Origin of the sequence: Shewanella maritima (genome assembly GCF_004295345.1) — a bacterium.
Taxonomy (GTDB): Bacteria; Pseudomonadota; Gammaproteobacteria; order Enterobacterales; family Shewanellaceae; genus Shewanella; species Shewanella maritima.
In genome coordinates this window covers 3,932,726-3,950,972 of record NZ_CP036200.1, presented here as the reverse complement: position 1 = coordinate 3,950,972, position 18,247 = coordinate 3,932,726, and the positions used below count along the sequence as shown (strand labels likewise).

13 protein-coding genes and 1 other RNA gene are annotated in these 18,247 nt (G+C 44.1%); 12 read left to right on the top strand and 2 right to left on the bottom strand.

Annotated elements, in window-relative coordinates; translation table 11 throughout:
* Positions 1-11 precede the first annotated feature (11 nt).
* From EXU30_RS16750 to EXU30_RS16735, 4 genes are all read left to right on the top strand, one after another.
* Positions 12-689, top strand: coding sequence for a primosomal replication protein (locus tag EXU30_RS16750; RefSeq protein WP_130601937.1), 678 nt, complete (start codon positions 12-14; stop codon positions 687-689).
* Between the two features lie 9 nt (positions 690-698).
* Positions 699-1,415, top strand: a complete 717-nt coding sequence (locus EXU30_RS16745) for a DUF2057 domain-containing protein (RefSeq protein WP_130601935.1) — start codon at positions 699-701, stop codon at positions 1,413-1,415.
* A complete protein-coding gene (locus EXU30_RS16740; RefSeq protein WP_130601933.1) occupies positions 1,415-2,326 on the top strand; it encodes a histone deacetylase family protein in 912 nt (303 codons plus the stop codon). Before EXU30_RS16745 ends, EXU30_RS16740 begins: the two co-directional genes overlap by 1 nt.
* A gap of 114 nt (positions 2,327-2,440) precedes the next feature.
* Positions 2,441-2,737 (top strand): late competence development ComFB family protein, encoded by a 297-nt coding sequence (locus tag EXU30_RS16735; RefSeq protein ID WP_130601931.1) that lies wholly within the window; start codon positions 2,441-2,443, stop codon positions 2,735-2,737.
* A 78-nt stretch (positions 2,738-2,815) separates the two neighbouring features.
* Here EXU30_RS16735 and ffs read toward each other — a convergent pair.
* An RNA gene (gene ffs / locus EXU30_RS16730) (signal recognition particle sRNA small type) lies at positions 2,816-2,912 on the bottom strand.
* Positions 2,913-3,578: 666 nt separating this feature from the next.
* Between ffs and EXU30_RS16725 the strand changes: the two genes are divergently transcribed.
* The 8 genes from EXU30_RS16725 to panP all read left to right on the top strand — a co-directional run bounded on the left by EXU30_RS16725 (position 3,579) and on the right by panP (position 17,438).
* Positions 3,579-5,753 carry an OmcA/MtrC family decaheme c-type cytochrome gene (locus EXU30_RS16725; RefSeq protein WP_130601929.1) on the top strand — a complete coding sequence of 725 codons (2,175 nt, stop codon included), beginning with the start codon at positions 3,579-3,581 and terminating at the stop codon, positions 5,751-5,753.
* Between the two features lie 287 nt (positions 5,754-6,040).
* Complete coding sequence (locus tag EXU30_RS16720; protein WP_130601927.1) at positions 6,041-8,005, top strand: OmcA/MtrC family decaheme c-type cytochrome; 1,965 nt, start codon at positions 6,041-6,043, stop codon at positions 8,003-8,005.
* Between the two features lie 89 nt (positions 8,006-8,094).
* Positions 8,095-9,081 (top strand): DmsE family decaheme c-type cytochrome, encoded by a 987-nt coding sequence (locus tag EXU30_RS16715; protein ID WP_130601925.1) that lies wholly within the window; start codon positions 8,095-8,097, stop codon positions 9,079-9,081.
* An 11-nt stretch (positions 9,082-9,092) separates the two neighbouring features.
* Positions 9,093-11,180, top strand: a complete 2,088-nt coding sequence (locus EXU30_RS16710; protein WP_130601923.1) for an MtrB/PioB family decaheme-associated outer membrane protein — start codon at positions 9,093-9,095, stop codon at positions 11,178-11,180.
* Positions 11,181-11,493: 313 nt separating this feature from the next.
* Entirely contained in the window at positions 11,494-12,642 is a 1,149-nt protein-coding gene (locus EXU30_RS16705) for a sugar diacid recognition domain-containing protein (protein ID WP_130601921.1), read from the top strand.
* 273 nt (positions 12,643-12,915) lie between these two features.
* The gene (locus EXU30_RS16700) at positions 12,916-14,271 is read left to right on the top strand and encodes a GntP family permease (protein WP_130601919.1); all 1,356 of its coding nucleotides are present in this window, start codon (positions 12,916-12,918) and stop codon (positions 14,269-14,271) included.
* A gap of 18 nt (positions 14,272-14,289) precedes the next feature.
* Positions 14,290-15,447: a glycerate kinase gene (locus EXU30_RS16695; RefSeq protein ID WP_130601917.1), complete on the top strand. Its 1,158-nt coding sequence runs from the start codon at positions 14,290-14,292 to the stop codon at positions 15,445-15,447.
* Positions 15,448-15,782: 335 nt separating this feature from the next.
* A complete protein-coding gene (panP, locus tag EXU30_RS16690; RefSeq protein WP_130601915.1) occupies positions 15,783-17,438 on the top strand; it encodes a pyridoxal-dependent aspartate 1-decarboxylase PanP in 1,656 nt (551 codons plus the stop codon).
* A gap of 103 nt (positions 17,439-17,541) precedes the next feature.
* On the opposite strand, the gene EXU30_RS16685 is transcribed toward panP, so the two are convergent.
* Positions 17,542-18,060, bottom strand: coding sequence for a GNAT family N-acetyltransferase (locus EXU30_RS16685; protein WP_130601913.1), 519 nt, complete (start codon positions 18,058-18,060; stop codon positions 17,542-17,544).
* Positions 18,061-18,247 lie beyond the last annotated feature (187 nt).

Below are 18,247 nucleotides of genomic sequence, written 5' to 3'. Positions count from 1 at the left end.
AGCGCGTGGGCATGAGTAGCCATAAACTAAATACTACACAGCTTATCGATAAGCTCAAACAGCAGCTTAGGCAATTAGAGCAAGAAGCCCTGATACACGACGGTAACCTTGCACCAAACCATAGCAAGTACCTACAAGATATTGAGCGCTTTAACCAAAGCCTGTTTATTCAAAAAGGCGCTAAGCTCGCCCCTTGCATTGGGCAAATAAAAAAAGATATTAATCAACTAGAGAAATATTTGTCGCTGCGAATTGGCTTTTCGACTCTCGAACAACGCTGCCAGAACATTCAAGATAAGTTTACTGCGTTAAAGCGCGCGCTAGGCTCTACCAACATCAACATTAAAGCCGAGCAGCAACGACGAGCCAGTAACCGTGCTCGCTATGCAAAAAGGCGCAACCAACAACATGACAATTCAGGTTTTGATTGGATTGCCAACAGTGTGATGCAAAACAGTCATCAAATTTATCAAGAATTGAATAAACATCTCAATTGGGCTAAAAAGATTGAACTAAAGATTGCGCAGTTGGAACTAAAGCTTGAACAATGTCATCCGACTGACAAACTCAAGTTACAAAATGAAATTTTACAAATGCACAAGCGACTAGGAAAGTGCAGACAGGCCATTAGTTATATTGAGGAAAGGATCCAATATTTCGAACGGCCGAACAATCGATACAACCGCTAAGGAGCGACAATGAAGTCATTCATGACCACAAGTGCAGCAGCGATCACCTTATTAGCTTCATCCACTGCGCTAGCAGCCAATCTTTCAATCCCAATGGCGTTTGAATACCTTGCATTAGATGGCAAGGAAATCAACACCAATATGTTTACCCATAAGTCTGATCTTGAGCTCACCCAAGGCACGCATAAAATCGCTATTCGCTACCATGACATGGTTGAAGACGACTTTAGTGACGCGCAAACTTTTTATAAGTCTGCCCCTTTTATCGTGACATTAGAGGTTGATGGAGATCACGAATACCAGCTTCGTACACCAAGTGGTGATTACGCCAAAAACCCAAAGAGCTATGTTAAAAAGCCGCAGGTGATCATCAAACGCTCAGATAAAGGCAACGTGAACTATTCAGTGCAGCTAACAGATCTAAAAGAAGACTCATTCGTCGCCAACCTTTTCAACGGTGGCAAGAATGACAACTTCGATGAGCTTTCAGTACAAGCAACGTCATCATCTGCAGCTAAAGCACAAGCCGCAATGAAACCTGCGCCAAAAGCTGTAACACCCGTTGCTGCAGCCACAGTGGTGACCACAGCAACGGTTGCACCAGCTAAAGAAGTCGCCCCAGCTCAAACGGGCTCTCAAGCTGAGCAAATGCTACAGTACTGGTGGTTACAAGCTGATGAAGAAACTCGCAAAGAGTTTATGAGCTGGGCAATCAAACAGCTTTAATGACTTTTCCTTACGTCTATCACGCCAGCTATTCTGAGCTGGCGTTACCTGACAATCACAGATTCCCCATCAACAAATACCGTGACCTATATGAGCTTGGTTTAAAGCGAGGCATATTGGAGCAAACGCGGTGTGTCACTCCTGATGCCATTGACATCAATGAATTAAAACAAGTTCATTGCCCTGATTATGTCGATAGTTTTATCAATGGCACACTTACACAAAAAGCCATGCGCCGCATTGGTTTTCCATGGAGCGAGCAATTGGTCAGGCGCTCTCTTCATGCCGTTAACGGCACTAAACTCTGTGTAGAGCTTGCCTTGGAACATAACGTCGCCGTAAACCTTACTGGTGGTTATCATCACGCCCATTATGACTTTGGCAGTGGTTTTTGTATTTTCAATGATTTAGTCATCGCAGCTCACCACGCAATCAAACACTATCAGCTTGATAAAGTGCTAATTATTGACTGTGATGTGCACCAAGGCGACGGCACAGCCACCTTGTGCCAGTCTGTACCCGAGATAATTACCTGCTCTATCCACTGCGCGAAAAACTTCCCTGCTCGAAAACAAATATCAGATCATGACATCGAGCTTGAAAATGGCTGTAATGACAGCGAGTACTTGGCAATACTCAGCCAATCGCTGCCGCTACTCATCGCCATGCACCAACCTCAGTTAATCATTTACGATGCTGGTGTCGACATTCATCAAGATGATGACCTAGGTTATGCGGCAATCTCTACCCAAGGACTGATGCAGCGCGATCAACTTATTATGCAATTAGCGCAGTCACAGCAAATTCCGGTAGCTGCAGTCATCGGTGGTGGCTATAGCCGTAATAGGCAGCAACTTGCCGAGCGCCATTACCAGCTTTTATCTGCGATAAACACTACCTGCTGCGAATAAGATGTGCTAAAAATAACCTATAGGCATCAAGAAAAACGCCACGCCAAAATGAATAGGTTTACCTTAGGAATTGGCGGCAACAATAATCGCCAACAGGATTAAAGCGGAGCAATTATGCAACTCGATATACGTAACTACTATGAAGTGCTATTAATGGATGTACTGCGTGACGAAGGCTTGATTGACGAACTACCTGAAGACTATCTAGCAGACTTATGCTGTGTCACCCTCAATCAGCTACCCGTGCGTTATATTCGCCATCTAGTCGATACTTACTTTTTTGAAGACTACAACGAGCTACAAGAGATGCGCCGCGAGATATACAGCGCGCTTGAAAAATCACGTGCTTTCTTAAAAGCTAACTTGCAAAAAGAGTTGCAGCGACAGCAAGAACTTGAGGAACAAGAGTAACCGAGGGCTTGGCGCTCAAGACAAGAAAGATAGCTTATATAAGAAAAAATGAGAGATACTTGGGGAAGTTTGGAGGTTCCCCTAGAGCCACACCCCGGCACACGAGTCGCCTGCTGCGGTTGCTCCCTTCCGGGCCTGGCCGAGTTCACAAGTTATCGTTGCGAGGGGACCCTAGGGTCACCACAGATTTCAAGCCATAATTGCTTGAACGCGGTGGATTATCCACTACACTTTTAACTGAATCAAGCCCAATCATCAGATTTATTACAAATTCCCAGTCAAGTGAATATCAAATGAGCTAATAGCCACAACATCACCCTGTATTTTTAACCTACCAGTATTTTCTTATCGCTATAAAATTCAACCAAACGTATTCAAGCTACCTAATATGGCTTAGCACCTAGATTATATTGAGCGGACTATACCGCAAGACATTCCAACCCAAAAGGCTATAAAGCCACCTCAAAAAAACGTTTTTTACCCCAAAATCTCTTTGATTTTATCTCTGACCTAGCGATCAAGATCACAAAAATACAACACAAGCTAATAAACTTTTAGCTAATTTAGCGAAGGGAATGTTAAAAATTTTATTTATCAGCAACTTACACCGTAATTCTTACCGTTACACTTTAGTCTTACATACTGTTTACATTGTCAAAACTGTACTAAAATTGAGCAAAATAACCGTACAAGCAACTACTACTAAAGGAATAGTTCGACCTTAGTCACAACTATTGATTACATTCACTGATCTAATGCAACAGGTTTTATAAGATTAAGTTCGGTGTTAAGCCGCACACTTTATTTTTTAGAGTGATGACTAAAAAATTGCAGGGAAAATATGATGAAACATTTAACATTAAACAAAGCAACAAAAGCCTTGTTTAGTGCAGGTCTTTTGACTGTAGCACTAACGGGCTGTGGTAGTGACGGTAAAGATGGAGAAGATGGGAAAGATGGTCCAGTAGGCTCTCCTGTTGAGAATGCAACGTATATAAAAAGCACAATTACTAATGCAAGTGTTGATGAGAATAGCTATTTAAGCATCACATTTAGATTAGCCGATGCAAACGGCGCAGCACTATTTGGATTAACCCAACAAGATGTTGCAGCTATTTCTTTTGGTCGTGTCGGCAACGCTACCGAGCTAGGTGAAGACGAAATCGTAAACCCTAGTGTTGAGCGCCAAATTTGGTTGAGCTATTACAATAAAGACAAGGGTGATGGTTATTTTACTGGCTCTAGCTACTTTAATGGTAGCACGAGTGAATGTACTGATTGCTTTGTAGATAACAAAGATGGCACTTATACCATTACAGTTGACAAGGCAATTGATACCCTTGACAAGTATGAGTACGTGGCAGACACGACGAATGGTGTCTACATGTCAATTAAAACAACTAATGTTGCAGAACAAACATTAGTTGACAACAGCTTTTTCTACTGGATTCCAGCTACAGACTCCGTAGAAGAAAAGCCATTGCAAATTTTAGCTAACTCAGATTGTCAAACCTGTCACAGAGATGGACAAAATGGCGCACTTGCATTCCATGGAAGCAAGCATACGACCGAAGAAGCATGCTCGTTCTGTCATACTGATTACAACCGCTATACCAAACAAGACAAAGATGCTGATGGTAATCCTCTAGGCGATGCATATATCTTCGATGGTTCTATCAAAGCGATGGCACACAATATTCACAATGTGTCGAACTACAGCGATGCTGGTGTTTACCCTCAAATGACATCTAACTGTCAAACATGTCATAACCCGAATGAAGAGCTAAATCTTAGTGATAGCTGGAAAGCGGACATGGATACTACAGCATGTTGGAGCTGTCACTCACCTAGCCCTGCGGCAGAAGCAGCTGGTGTTCCTAAGTCACATAAACAAGGCGACAATTGTCTTGAATGTCACAGCGACTTTGCTCGTGGTGCAGAGGATGCTCACTATGTCAAAAATAGTAATAATCTAGCAACCCAAATCAAAGTTGTGTTCAACTCTATGGTGGTGGCTGAAGACAAATCAGATATCAAAGCTAACTTCACTGTGATGAATGGTGAGAATGTGGTTTCTATTAAGGAAATCGACTCTCGTCCATATAAATATAGCGGCTTTAACAGCGCAATTTTAATTAATGGTGTGTTAACTGATGACTTCTTAGTCAACTACCAAAAAGTCGGTTTCGACAAGTTCGTTGAACAAGCTGATGGCTCAATAACTGCTACAATTAGCGCAGCAGAATTCAACATTGCAACACTAATTAACGCTGGCTCTACAATTACGTTAAGTAGCCAAGTTCATGTATGTTCGCATCGTGGTGAAGTTACTGAGTGTACTTATGAGCCAGGTGACGACAATGGCACCCCGACTCCAGGTGATGGTACCCATAAGTATGACGTCTTAAACCAAGATGCTCCTTATGTTACATCCGATACTTACTATTTCAATCTAGACGGTACTACGGTTGATGCGTCTCCAAGAATGCAACATGCTGAGATGGCTGATTGTCAACAGTGTCATACAACGCAAATCACCCATCGTTACACTAATGACATTGATGGCTGTGCAACATGTCACAACGGCACCCGTGCAACGTCAGGTAATGACGCGTCCAATCTAGCGACTAAAGTTCACTCTAAGCACTATGTTTACGATTCAAGTGGAGAGTTGTTCTTCAAGAAGACGGAGTGTCAAGCTTGTCATGGTGAAGATGGCTTCTCTATCAGAAGTATTAGCGCTGACGCTGCACCAGTAGCATTTGGTAAAGATGACGACGGCTTGCTTGTTGTATCACCTCAAACTGCCGCTTGTGTAAGCTGTCACGTACCACCATATGGTTTAAGTTCAAGTACGATTAGCCATATTGAGTCTAATGGTGGCGTAGTTGGAACATTGGACCAACTTGGCATTCCTAAAGCAGAGTATGATGCTCTTAATGTTCAAGAGTCTTGTTCTACATGTCACAGTGATACCAACATATTAAATGCCCACTCAAACTGGGGTGGTCACTAAGTCTTAATGACTAAATAATACAGAGCCGCTTCATTGCGGCTCTGTATTTTATAGTTCGTTAGATAAGAAAGATTTAGCGTAAAAACTACCTAAAAAGAATTAGACAGATCTGCTTCACACATTATATGAGTGATTAAAGATTTATCTGACGATATTCAGTAGTCTTAGTAATAGGAATCTGTTCCAGCATTAGCTTAACTGAATTTTACAAAATAACCGCTGATTACGGTACTCGTTGCAGAAAATACTGCCAGTAAGCTCAATGTTTTACCTTTTGCAGGGAAAATATGATGAAGACACAATATACAAAAATCGCGATGTTAATCGCAGCAGCGTCAATGACCTTAGCCGGTTGTGGTAGTGATGGTAACGACGGGGAAAACGGTAAGCCTGGCGGCGAACCTGCCGAAGCCATCAACGTACTTAACCTTGATGTCACTAAAGTCACTTATCAAGATGGCATTCCTACCATTGAAGTGTTTGCAACCAATGAAGAAGACAAGCCTGTTATCGGCCTTGTTGATTTAGGCATTGTTGTTGCTCAGCTGACACCAGCGCACGCATCTGGGCCAGGTAACGCTGCATACTGGACACGTACTGCACGTGCATCTGGTAGCGACAACTACACAGACCATAAAGATGGCAGCTATACCTTTACTGTAGAACCAGATGGTTTCAACGCCGAGTTAACCCAGCGTTATAATGTGTACGCTGGCGGTAAAGACTCAACCTTAGCTGACGGTAAAACGTCTGTACCTCGCCGTGAAATTGTTGAAGATTTTGACGGCCAAGGTTACGACGCTAAATACACCAAGAACATTGTATCTCACGAAACATGTACTGCATGTCACACTGAAAGTGAGCCCCTAACTCGTCGCCATAGCAGTTACTACACACAAGAAACTTGTGCAACTTGCCATAGCAGCTCACTAAGCACGGAAAGCCAGTGGAATCATTTAATCCACAATATTCATAACCCAAATAAAACCTTTACTGACAAGTATGGCAATGAATATAACGGTACGCATGCACAAAGCCTTATCCAAGACAATTGCCAAGCATGTCACGTTGAAGACGAAAATCTAACTGAATGGCAAAACTGGACGCAAATGCCAACTATGGAAACTTGTACAAGTTGTCATACCGGTATCGACTTTGCGGCAGGTAAAGGTCACTCACAGCAACAAGACAACTCTAACTGTATTGCATGTCACAACGCGAGCTGGACTGAAGAAATTCACACCCAGAAGTTTGTTGATGCCAAAGACTTTATTGATCAATACGGTATGAGCGCGACATTGGTTGCAAACAAAGCTGATGACAACGACATGTCAGCTACGCTTTCAGTAACAATTCAAGACGCTAATGGTCAAGCTCTTGATGTGACAAACCTAGTGAGCAAACTACAACGCGTAGAAACTATCACTAACGTTGGTCCTAACTTCCCTATCATGGGCTATAACCCAAGCCCTGTTACAGGCTACAAAAAAGTCACTAAAGATTTAGTCAAATCTGGTGAACTGCAAGCTGACGTCACGATTGTTGATGGTAAGCTAACTTACGTTATCGATTCTCTACCGTTTGGCGCAGGCGATACTGATACCGCCTTTAGCTTTATCGGTCTTGAAATGTGTAACGAAGGCGGCGAAGCAGTTGACTGTGGTGAAGGTATTGCCACCAGCAGCATGAAAGCTGAGCTAACTCACGGTACATATTCTGGTGCAGAGCCAAGCTTCCGTCACATTGACTCAGTTAACTTCGACACCTGTCAGGGCTGTCATGGCGAAACCTTCGAGCTACATAAAGGTTATCATGCAGGCTTTATCATGACTGAGCAATTAGGCCGTGAAGTCGATGGTGTAATGACTGTCGGTATTGACGGTTGTGCATCATGCCACACGCCAGATGGTACTTACGCATCTGGTGGCAACCAAGGCGCGATTGAAATGAAGCTTCATAGCGTTCATGGTGAGCAAGCAATCATTCAAGATTGTGCTCAATGTCACAATGACTTTAACCTAGACGCATTCAAGGTAAAAGGCGCCCTAGCTACAGCGGCAGGCCAGTACACTACGCCTATCACAGCTACCTGTGCTTCTTGTCACGGCTTCGATGAAATTAAAGCTCACGCAGAAAGCCAAGGCGGCCTAGTTAATACTGGCTACCAAGAAGCTAATGACGCAGCACAACTTGAGTTCTGCTTGGGTTGTCATAAGCCTACTATCGAGAATCACACCGCGATTCAATTTTAATTTGCCGTAACTTTGTAGTAACTAAGGAGAAGCCATGCTTCTCCTTACAAAAGTTACCTAAATTACACGGACAAATTAGGTAAACAATTATGAAAATGAAACATAAATTGACACGCGTTTTCCCAGCCCTGCTCGCCGTTGCCGTACTTGCTTCAAGTGCAAGTTTCAATGCCAGCGCAGCAAAGTGGGATGAAAAAATGACCCCGGAAGAGATTGAAGCAACCCTAGATGCAAAATTTGCTGAAGGTAAGTATTCTTCAAAGGGTGCTGACTCTTGTTTAATGTGCCACAAGCGCTCAGAAAAGGTCATGGACCTATTTAAAGGCGTTCACGGTCAAATTGAGTCTTCAAAAAGTCCAATGGCAGGTTTGCAGTGTGAAGCTTGTCATGGCCCACAAGGCAGCCACAACCGTGGCGGTCGTGAACCAATGATTACCTTTGGTAAAGATTCAACCTTAAGTGCTGAAAAGCAAAACAGTGTTTGTATGAGCTGTCACACCGATGACAAACGTATGAACTGGGATAGCAGTCATCATGATAATGCTGATGTAGCATGTGCCTCTTGTCACAGCGTTCATACACCGGCTGATCCAATTTTGGATAAAAAGACTGAAAACCAAGTTTGTACTAGCTGTCACACTAAGGCAAAAGCTGATATGAACAAACGCTCAAGTCACCCACTTAAGTGGAACCAAATGACTTGTAGCGACTGTCACAACCCACACGGTAGCCTAAGCGATTCAGATCTTGTTAAACCAAGCATCAACGAAACCTGCTACTCATGTCACGCGGAAAAACGTGGTCCAAAACTTTGGGAACACGCGCCTGTGACTGAAAACTGTGTGACTTGTCATAATCCTCACGGCAGTGTCAATGAAGGTATGGTGAAAACCCGTGCACCTCAATTGTGTCAGCAATGTCACACTAGTGGTCACGCTCGCAACCCATACTTTGGTAATACTGGCCAAGGCTCAAACGTTAACGACAATGCCTACACTGGCGGAAGAAGCTGTCTGAACTGTCACAACCAGGTTCATGGCTCTAACCACCCGTCTGGCAAGTTACTGCAGCGCTAGGAGACAAGTTTATGAAAACAAAACTAAATCTAATTACCCTAGCCCTACTTGCCAACACTAGCTTTGCAGCCATGGCAGGCGGCTATGACATCGCTAACGCCAACACTGACAAAGTGAAATTCGACAAATGGAAGTGTAAAGGTTGCACCGTTGAAACAGGTTACACTGGCAGCGTAGGTGCAGGCGTTGGTTACAATAGTGAAAGCGACTTAAAGTCTGCCAACGCATTTGGAAGTAGCGAAGAATATGCAGGCAAAGTCGATGCAGATATTCGCTATACAGGCGAAACCGGTTATAAAGCGGACTTAAAAGCTGACAACCTAGGTAAAGACAATGGTCGTATGGAGTTGAATGTCGGTAAGGCTGGTACTTACAACATCAATTTTAACTACCGTAGCATCGCACACTATAAGTCAAATACAGCAACTTCGCCTTATTCAGGTATTGGAGGTAATAACCTTACTTTGCCTGACAATTGGGTACACGCTGGTACAACTGGTGGTATGACTGAGCTTGAAAATAGCCTACAAACCATAGAGCTAAAACAAGAACGTCAACGTGCTGGCCTTGGTTTTGAATATCAAACTGAGTCTAATTTAACGACCTTCGTTGACTTCCAGCGCGAAGAAAAAACCGGGACAAAACAAGCTTCAGGTAGCATTCACGACCGTTCTATGATGATTGCTGAGCCTGTCGATTACACCACTGATACGCTTGATGCAGGCGTTAAGATGGGCGGTGATAACTGGTTCGCGAGTTTAAACTACAATGGTTCAGTGTTTAAAAACCGCTACAATGAAGTCGTATTTGAAAGCGCATTTAGCCCAACCTTTGGTGCACAAACTCACGGCGTATTGTCATTAGATCCAGATAACGAAGCCCATACCATTTCCCTAGCGGGTATGTATAAGCTTGATGCTACCGTACTTAACGGTCGCATTATGATGGGTAAAATGAGCCAAGACCAAGAGTTCAGTACTATTGGTTATGGCTATGAGCTACCAACTGAGTCACTCGACGCCACGGTTGATCTAGTAGGCTTAAACCTTAAAGGCAACCACAGAGTCAACCGTGACCTGCGTATCACCGCAAGCTACGACTACAACGATCGCGCCAACAACAGCCAAATTCGTCCTTGGACTCAGGTCAGTGTTGATAATGTCACAGGTGTGACTGCGTATAATCCATCTTACGATTACACTAATCATAGATTTAAACTGGCAGCCAACTATCGAATCACTCGCGATATCAAGCTTGACGGTGGCTATGACTTTAAACGTGACGAGCGCAACTACCAAGACCGTGAGAAAACTGACGAAAACAATGTTTGGGCTCGTATCCGCGTTAACACCTTTGAAAAGTGGGATATGTGGTTAAAAGCGGATTATGGTCAACGTGACGGCTCTGAGTACCAAGCGTCAAAATGGTCTTCTTCTGAGCAAAATGAGCTGCTAAGAAAATACTACCTAGCCGACCGTAAACGTACTCAAGTTGAGGCACGCTTTAACCATAGTCCAATCGAATCACTCAACATTGATTTCGGTGTACGCTATGCCAATGATGACTACCACAACACTGAAGTGGGCTTAACTGAGTCGAAAGACACCAGTTACGACATCAACGCGCACTATGCCATCAATAAAGACGTGTCAGTTAACGCTTTCTATAGCTACCAAACGATTGATTCGGCTCAAGCTGGCAGCTCAAATGGCATCACAGCTAACTGGACCTCAGATGTTGAAGATAAGGTCAATGTTGGTGGCGTAGGCTTAATGTACGACAACCTAATGGACAGCAAGTTACGCCTAGGTATCGACTACACCTACTCTCGCTCTGACAGTAATACCCAGGTAACGCAAGGGATCACTGGTGACTATGGCAATTACTTTGCTGAAATCCATAACATCAATGCTTATGCTACATATCAGGCGACTGATAAGCTCGGCTTACGCTTTGACTACATTATGGAAGACTACTTAGATAATGACCCAGCCAATAGCATCAACCCAAGTCGTATAGACAATGTGTTGACCTTAGGCAGCAATAAACATGATTACAACGCTCACATGGTAATGTTGAGCATGAGTTACCAGCTCTAGCTCACTCTTAGTTTTCATACTGTCTAGATCACAAAGCCGGCACTTAAGCCGGCTTTTTACTTGAATTAAACACTTGTTTAACATATTATTAACAGGTGAATTATCTTGTGATGAATTTGGGCAGATGGAATTTGCCCTTTATTTTTTGCTTACCTTTAGATATACATTCGCCCACACTCTTCCTTTAGCTTACAAACCTTGCTGAAACGTATACTTACTTCAAAGTAAATCAGACAAGTCAACATCCCCTTATCGCTCGATGCTGATTTCGATTAAGATAGGCAATCTCTAAGCCCTATTTAAAGTCGACACTATGTTTGAAATTGACGCTATCACAGCCAACGCTATTGTAGAGCGTACTCGACATATCATTGAATTTAATATCAATGTGATGAATGCAAGCGGCGTCATTATTGGCTCAGGGGATAAACAACGGTTAGGTGAGACTCATGAAGGCGCTTTGCTGGCAATTAGCCAAAACCGCAATGTAGAAATTACCACAGGTAGCAGTCATAGCTTGCAAGGTGTCAAACCTGGCGTAAACCTGCCTCTGCACTATCGCGGGCGAATTATTGGCGTCATCGGCATAACGGGCGAACCAGCTAACACCCGCCACTACGGCGAGATGCTAAGAATGACTGCCGAGGTGATATTTGAGCAAGCAAACCATCAAGCGAATACTCAATGGCAGCACCGCCAGCAAGAAGAATTTATTCTGCAGCTTATTAAGGCCAAAGAGCATGACGTTCCGTCGCTCAGACAATGGGCGATTCAATTAGGTGTAGATCTTTCAATGCCAAGAGTTGCAGCTATTATCGAAGTTGAATCAGTGGATTCGAAACACCTGCAAGATAACCGCGCTTTAAAACAGATTGTATATTTACTGCAAAACCCCAATCGCGGTAACTTGATTGCCATGACCTCACTAAGCCAACTGGTGATTTTAAAACCGGCATTTCTTGACGGTGAAAGCTGGAACCCGGAGCTTGAAAGTGTACGTATCGATAAACTGCTAAAGCGTATTCCTAGTAACATGCAGCTAAAACTCAATATCGCCCTTGGCCATTACTTTGACGATGAACTATCGATTGCTAAGTCTTATCGCACCGCGAGGGAAACCTTGCAACTTGGTAAAAAACTGCACCCACAAATGACCAAGTACTTGTTTGAAGATTACAGCTTGCAGGTACTGCTATCTGGGCTAAAACATCATTGGCGCGGCGAAGCTTTGTCTGGTCCATTTCAAAAACTGCAAACAAACGATAAAGACGGGCAATTGGTAAAAACCTTCCACGCTTATATTAATAACCTAGGTGACTTAAAAAGCTGCGCCGAAAGTTTATATATTCACCGTAATACCCTGCGCTATCGACTCGATAAAATTTCAACGCTAACCAACACAGACATTAATAGTTTTGACGGTTTACTCAGCCTGTATCTGGGTAGTTTGATCTCGCACTAACTTCTCTTTTTAATTCTCAAATAATTGCAGCTTAAAACTCACCTAAATAGGGGGTAAAGCCCTAAGTGTGAAGTCGCGCACCTTGTCATGTGCATATGCACAAAAGATGCTCTTCACCCAACGACAAAATTGTTCACTCGCACAAAGTTCACATCTTGGAATTAGTCGATAATACCGTTACCAGCAAACTGCGTTGGCAGGAGCCGTGTAGTTTGTTGCAAATACTAAAAAGATTGCACTAACAAAAGACCAAATAATAATACGAGACCGCCCATGAGCATGCTATTGATCCTGATTGCAGTGATTGCCTTCATCGTAATCGCAACTGCAAAATTCAAGCTTCATCCGTTTTTAACCCTTATCCTCGCCTCTTTCCTTGCCGCTTTCGCCTATGGCTTACCAAGCGCCGACATCGCCAAAACTATCACTTCTGGCTTTGGTGGTATCCTTGGCTACATTGGTTTAGTCATAGTACTCGGTACAATCATAGGTACCATATTAGAGAAAAGTGGCGCCGCGATTACCATGGCCGATGTAGTCATCAAACTGCTTGGCAAGCGCTTTCCAACGCTAACCATGTCAATCATTGGTTATATCGTGTCAATCCCTGTATTTTGTGACTCGGGTTTTGTCATCTTAAACTCGCTTAAGCAATCTATGGCAAACCGTATGCGTGTATCTAGCGTGTCAATGAGTGTCGCACTAGCCACAGGTTTATATGCTACCCACACATTTGTGCCGCCAACGCCGGGCCCTATTGCCGCAGCAGGTAACCTAGGACTTGAGTCGCAGCTTGGTACTGTTATTGCTGTTGGTGTGTTTGTTGCTGCCACGGCAGCCTTTGCTGGTATGCTTTGGGCTAACCGCTTTAAAAATGAACAACCAGATGGTGAAGGCAGTGAAGAGCTACAAGTACAAGAAGACTACCAAAAGCTAAAAGACAGCTATGGTGAACTGCCATCAGCGCTCAAAGCCTTTGCGCCTATCTTTGTACCAATTTTACTCATTTGCCTAGCATCGATTGCTAAGTTCCCTTCTGCACCTTTTGGTGATGGTAGCTTATTCGAGATATTTAGTTTCCTTGGTCAGCCAGTGAACGCCTTGATGATCGGCCTGTTCCTATCAATTAGCCTGTTAAAGTCAGACGACAAAATCAAAGAGTTTGGTGAGCGTATTAGCCAAGGCCTAGTTGTTGCGGCACCTATCTTGCTAATTACTGGTGCTGGCGGAGCATTTGGCGCCATTCTAAAAGCGACTGAAATTGGCCACTACCTTGGCGAGAGCCTGTCAGCGCTGGGTATTGGTATCTTTATGCCATTTATCGTGGCAGCTGCGCTTAAATCAGCACAAGGTTCGTCAACGGTTGCACTTGTAGCAACCTCTGCACTCGTTGCACCATTATTAGGCGATATTGGCCTAGCAAGTGACATGGGCCGCGTATTGACGGTAATGGCGATTGGTGCCGGTGCGATGACGGTTTCTCATGCTAACGACAGCTTCTTCTGGGTGGTCACTCAATTTAGCCGCATGAGCGTTCAGCAAGCGTATCGCGCACAAACCATGGCAACACTGGTGCAAGGCTTAAGTGCAATGACACTGGTTTACATTTTAAGCCTAGTTCTACTTTAATTCGGAGTTGCATCAATCATGAAAATTGTTATTGCCCCAGACTCTTTCAAAGAAAGCCTAACTGCATTAGAGGTGGCAGAGGCCATCGAGCAAGGCTTTAAGCAAGAGTTGCCCGACGCGCAATACATCAAAGTACCCATGGCTGACGGTGGTGAAGGAACAGTACAAGCCATGGTTGATGCTACCCAAGGTTCAATCATTAAGGTGAATGTAAGTGGTCCATTAGGCGATAACGTCGAAGCTTTCTATGGCTTAATCTGCGATGAAGCTGGTGCCAATGATGAAAAAACCGCTGTTATCGAAATGGCGGCTGCATCAGGGTTGCATCACGTACAGCCTGAGCTAAGAAATCCTCTGGTGACCACCAGCTTTGGCACAGGGGAACTGATCAAACATGCGCTTGACAATGGCGTGACCAAAATCATTCTTGGGTTAGGTGGCAGTGCCACTAACGATGCTGGCGTGGGGATGCTGCAAGCGCTAGGTGCAAAGTTTTTCGATGCCAATGATCAAGTCGTCGCTCAAGGCGGTTTAGTGCTTAGAAACATCTCCTCGATTGATACCAGCAACTTGCACCCAGGCATAGATAATTGCCAGTTTTTAGTTGCCTGTGACGTCGATAATCCATTATGTGGCGAGCGCGGTGCATCTGCAGTCTTTGGCCCACAAAAAGGCGCAACTGAGTTGATGGTAGAGCAACTAGATGCCGCACTTGCTAACTTTGCTCGTGTTACAGCTGCGCACCTAAATCAGCAACACGATGTCGCAAGCCTTGCGGGTAGCGGCGCGGCAGGCGGTATGGGTTACGGGGTGATGAGTTACCTAAACGGCACCTTAAGCCCTGGGGTTAAAATCGTTACCCAAACCGTTAACTTAGCAAGCTACTGTAAAGGCGCTGACTTAGTTATCACGGGTGAAGGTAGGCTGGATGGACAAACCGTATATGGCAAAACGCCAATGGGCGTACTCGAAGTCGCTAATCAACTAAACGTGCCGACAATTGCCATCGCAGGCTGTTTGGGCGATAACGCCGAGGCGATAAAAAGCCAGGGTGCTAAAGCTATTTTCGCGGTAGTGAATCAACTTGCACCATTAGAAACAGTGCTAGCCCAAGCTAAGCATAACTTAGTGACAACCTCAGCAAACATCGCAGCTACGCTGAAGTTAAATGTGTAAGCAAAGCCTTCATCACTTAAACTGCGCATCCTAGTCAACCAAAGACGCTAAAACCTTAAGGGCACTCATGAGTGCCCTTAATTTTTATTAAAACGCCCCACCCTTCAACAACTAGCAAAACTGATGATTAAGGCTAGAATTCATCTCGTTAACTCGAACTCAATTGTGCGTGATTTGGCAGTAAAAAGTGTTAGCGCGAGTGATACCTGTCATCACATGGTAAAAACTTGATGCTAGCGAGTCCTTAAAGTAAAGTGGCAGGCTTGATCGCCGCGCTAGTCATTGAACGCACACAGCGACGGCGTAAATATAATAATTATGGCAAAAACAAATCAATGACCTTGAAACACTCACGCCAAGCACAAGCTTCTGAAGATAGCCTGCTACGGATTTTTACCGTGCCTGAGGATGAAACTTCAACACTCAGTATTATTGAGAAAAAGCTTTCAGAAGACTTAGCCGGCTTCCTAGGTGACAGTATTGCTGCACTAGAAAAGCCACTTGGCCTCATTGAGCAAGATTTTCTTGCCCACCAGATCCCAAGCAAGCCGAAGTATGTCTCCGACTATACCGATGAGATCATGCAAAACTTGGTGGCTCATTCGGTTCATACCGCAGCGCCAAGCTTTATCGGTCACATGACTTCAGCGCTACCTTATTTTGTACTGCCATTATCTAAGATGATGGTCGGTCTGAACCAGAATCTGGTAAAAATCGAAACCTCAAAAGCCTTTACCCCGCTTGAACGTCAAGTACTGGGTATGATGCATCATTTGGTTTACCAAAATGACCAAGGCTTTTATAAAAAGCTGATGCATAGCGCCGATCATTCACTTGGTGCAATGTGCTCGGGCGGCACAGTGGCTAACATCAGTGCGTTGTGGATAGCCCGCAACCGCCTGTTTAAAGCAGATGGTGATTTTAAAGGAATTAACCAACAAGGTTTACATCGCGCACTTAAGCATTATGGCTATGATGATGTGGCGATTTTAGTGTCAGAGCGCGGTCACTATTCTCTTGGAAAAGCCGCTGATTTACTTGGTATTGGCCGCGAAAGCATCATTAGTATTCCAACTGACGCCAACAACAAGGTCGATGTTGAATTAATGCGCCAAAAAGCCGCTGAGCTAAAGGCCAACAATACTCGCGTTATGGCGATTGTGGGTGTTGCTGGTACCACAGAAACAGGCAATGTCGACCCACTAGCCCAACTTGCACAGCTTGCACAAGAAATTGATTGCCACTTTCATGTTGATGCAGCTTGGGGCGGCGCGAGTCTACTATCAAATAAATATCGACACTTACTTGCGGGTATTGAACTTGCTGATTCAGTCACCATTGATGCCCACAAGCAAATGTACGTGCCAATGGGCGCAGGTATGGTGCTATTTAAAGACCCAGAACTAGCGCAATCTATTGTGCATCATGCCGAGTATATTCTTCGTGTTGGCTCTAAAGATCTTGGTAGCCAAACACTTGAAGGCTCACGCCCAGGCATGGCGATGCTAGTACACGCTTGCCTGCAAATTATTGGTCGTGACGGTTACGAGATTTTAATCGATAACAGTCTCGAGAAAGCGCGTTATTTTGCCGAGCTTATTGAGACTAATCCTGATTTTGAATTAGTAACTAAACCAGAGCTATGCTTGCTCACTTATCGTTACGTGCCAGCTAGCATCCAACCAAAATTGGCACTCGCTATCGAGCGCGGTGATACACAAATGGTTGAGCAAATTAATCATAAGCTTGACCTACTCACTCGCTTTATTCAAAAGCACCAGCGCGAACAAGGTAAATCGTTTGTATCGCGTACTCGCATTAAGCCCGCTAAGTATCATAGGCAAGTCACTACGGTATTTAGGGTTGTGTTAGCAAATCCCTTAACGAGTCAGGAGATTTTGCATCAAGTTCTGGCTGAGCAAGCTGAAATTGCCAAGCTGGATAAACAACACCTTCCAGCGCTCTTGAAGCTCATAGGCGAGTATCAATAATTAAGGTTAAATAAACAAAAAAGGCTACCTAGGTAGCCTTTTTACATGCTTAAAAATAGCTACCTGTGGCAGTCAATTTATAATTTACCGCGGCGATAATCTATTAAATATCGTTCAGTGAAATACGATATCTATCGACCTTGAGTCCATCTTCATAGTAATTGGTAAGGTAAGTAAGCCCTAACTTCTTTAGCACATTAACCGAACCTAGGTTTTCAGGTATCACATCGCCAAAGACTTCATCAAGCGGCATATGCGCTTTGGCATAATCAATACAAGCCTGATTCGCCTCAGTGGCAATGCCTTTGCCCCAATAATCTGGGTGAAGCCGATAGCCAATATCAACACCGTCAAAGCGCGTCTCTTGCTTGAAGCCACAAAAGCCAATGACTTGATTGGTCTCTTTGTACACCACCGCCCAGCGGGCAAAGCCATGCTCTGCATACTCTTTAAGCCAAATATCAGTAATGATATTTCTCGCATCCGCGAGACTGGTACACATGCCGGCATCGCCCGTATATCGGTTTACCTCAACTGGCTCATTAAAGTCATATACTGCTTGGGCATCATCAAGGTTAAATTCCCTAATTATCAACCTTGGAGTTTCAGTAATTATTTTCATTGCTTGCTCCATGTGTGAAGATTCAACAAGGATTTAATGAGGCTGTTACTAGGGCCTGTTGATCTTTCAAGATTATTTTTGCAGCTGCTTGTTGAAAATTTATACAAGGCAACGACTTTGATGTGTGGTTGTTCCACATGATAAGTCGTTACGCAGTAGAAATGACAACAAGCGCTGCCTGAAAGGT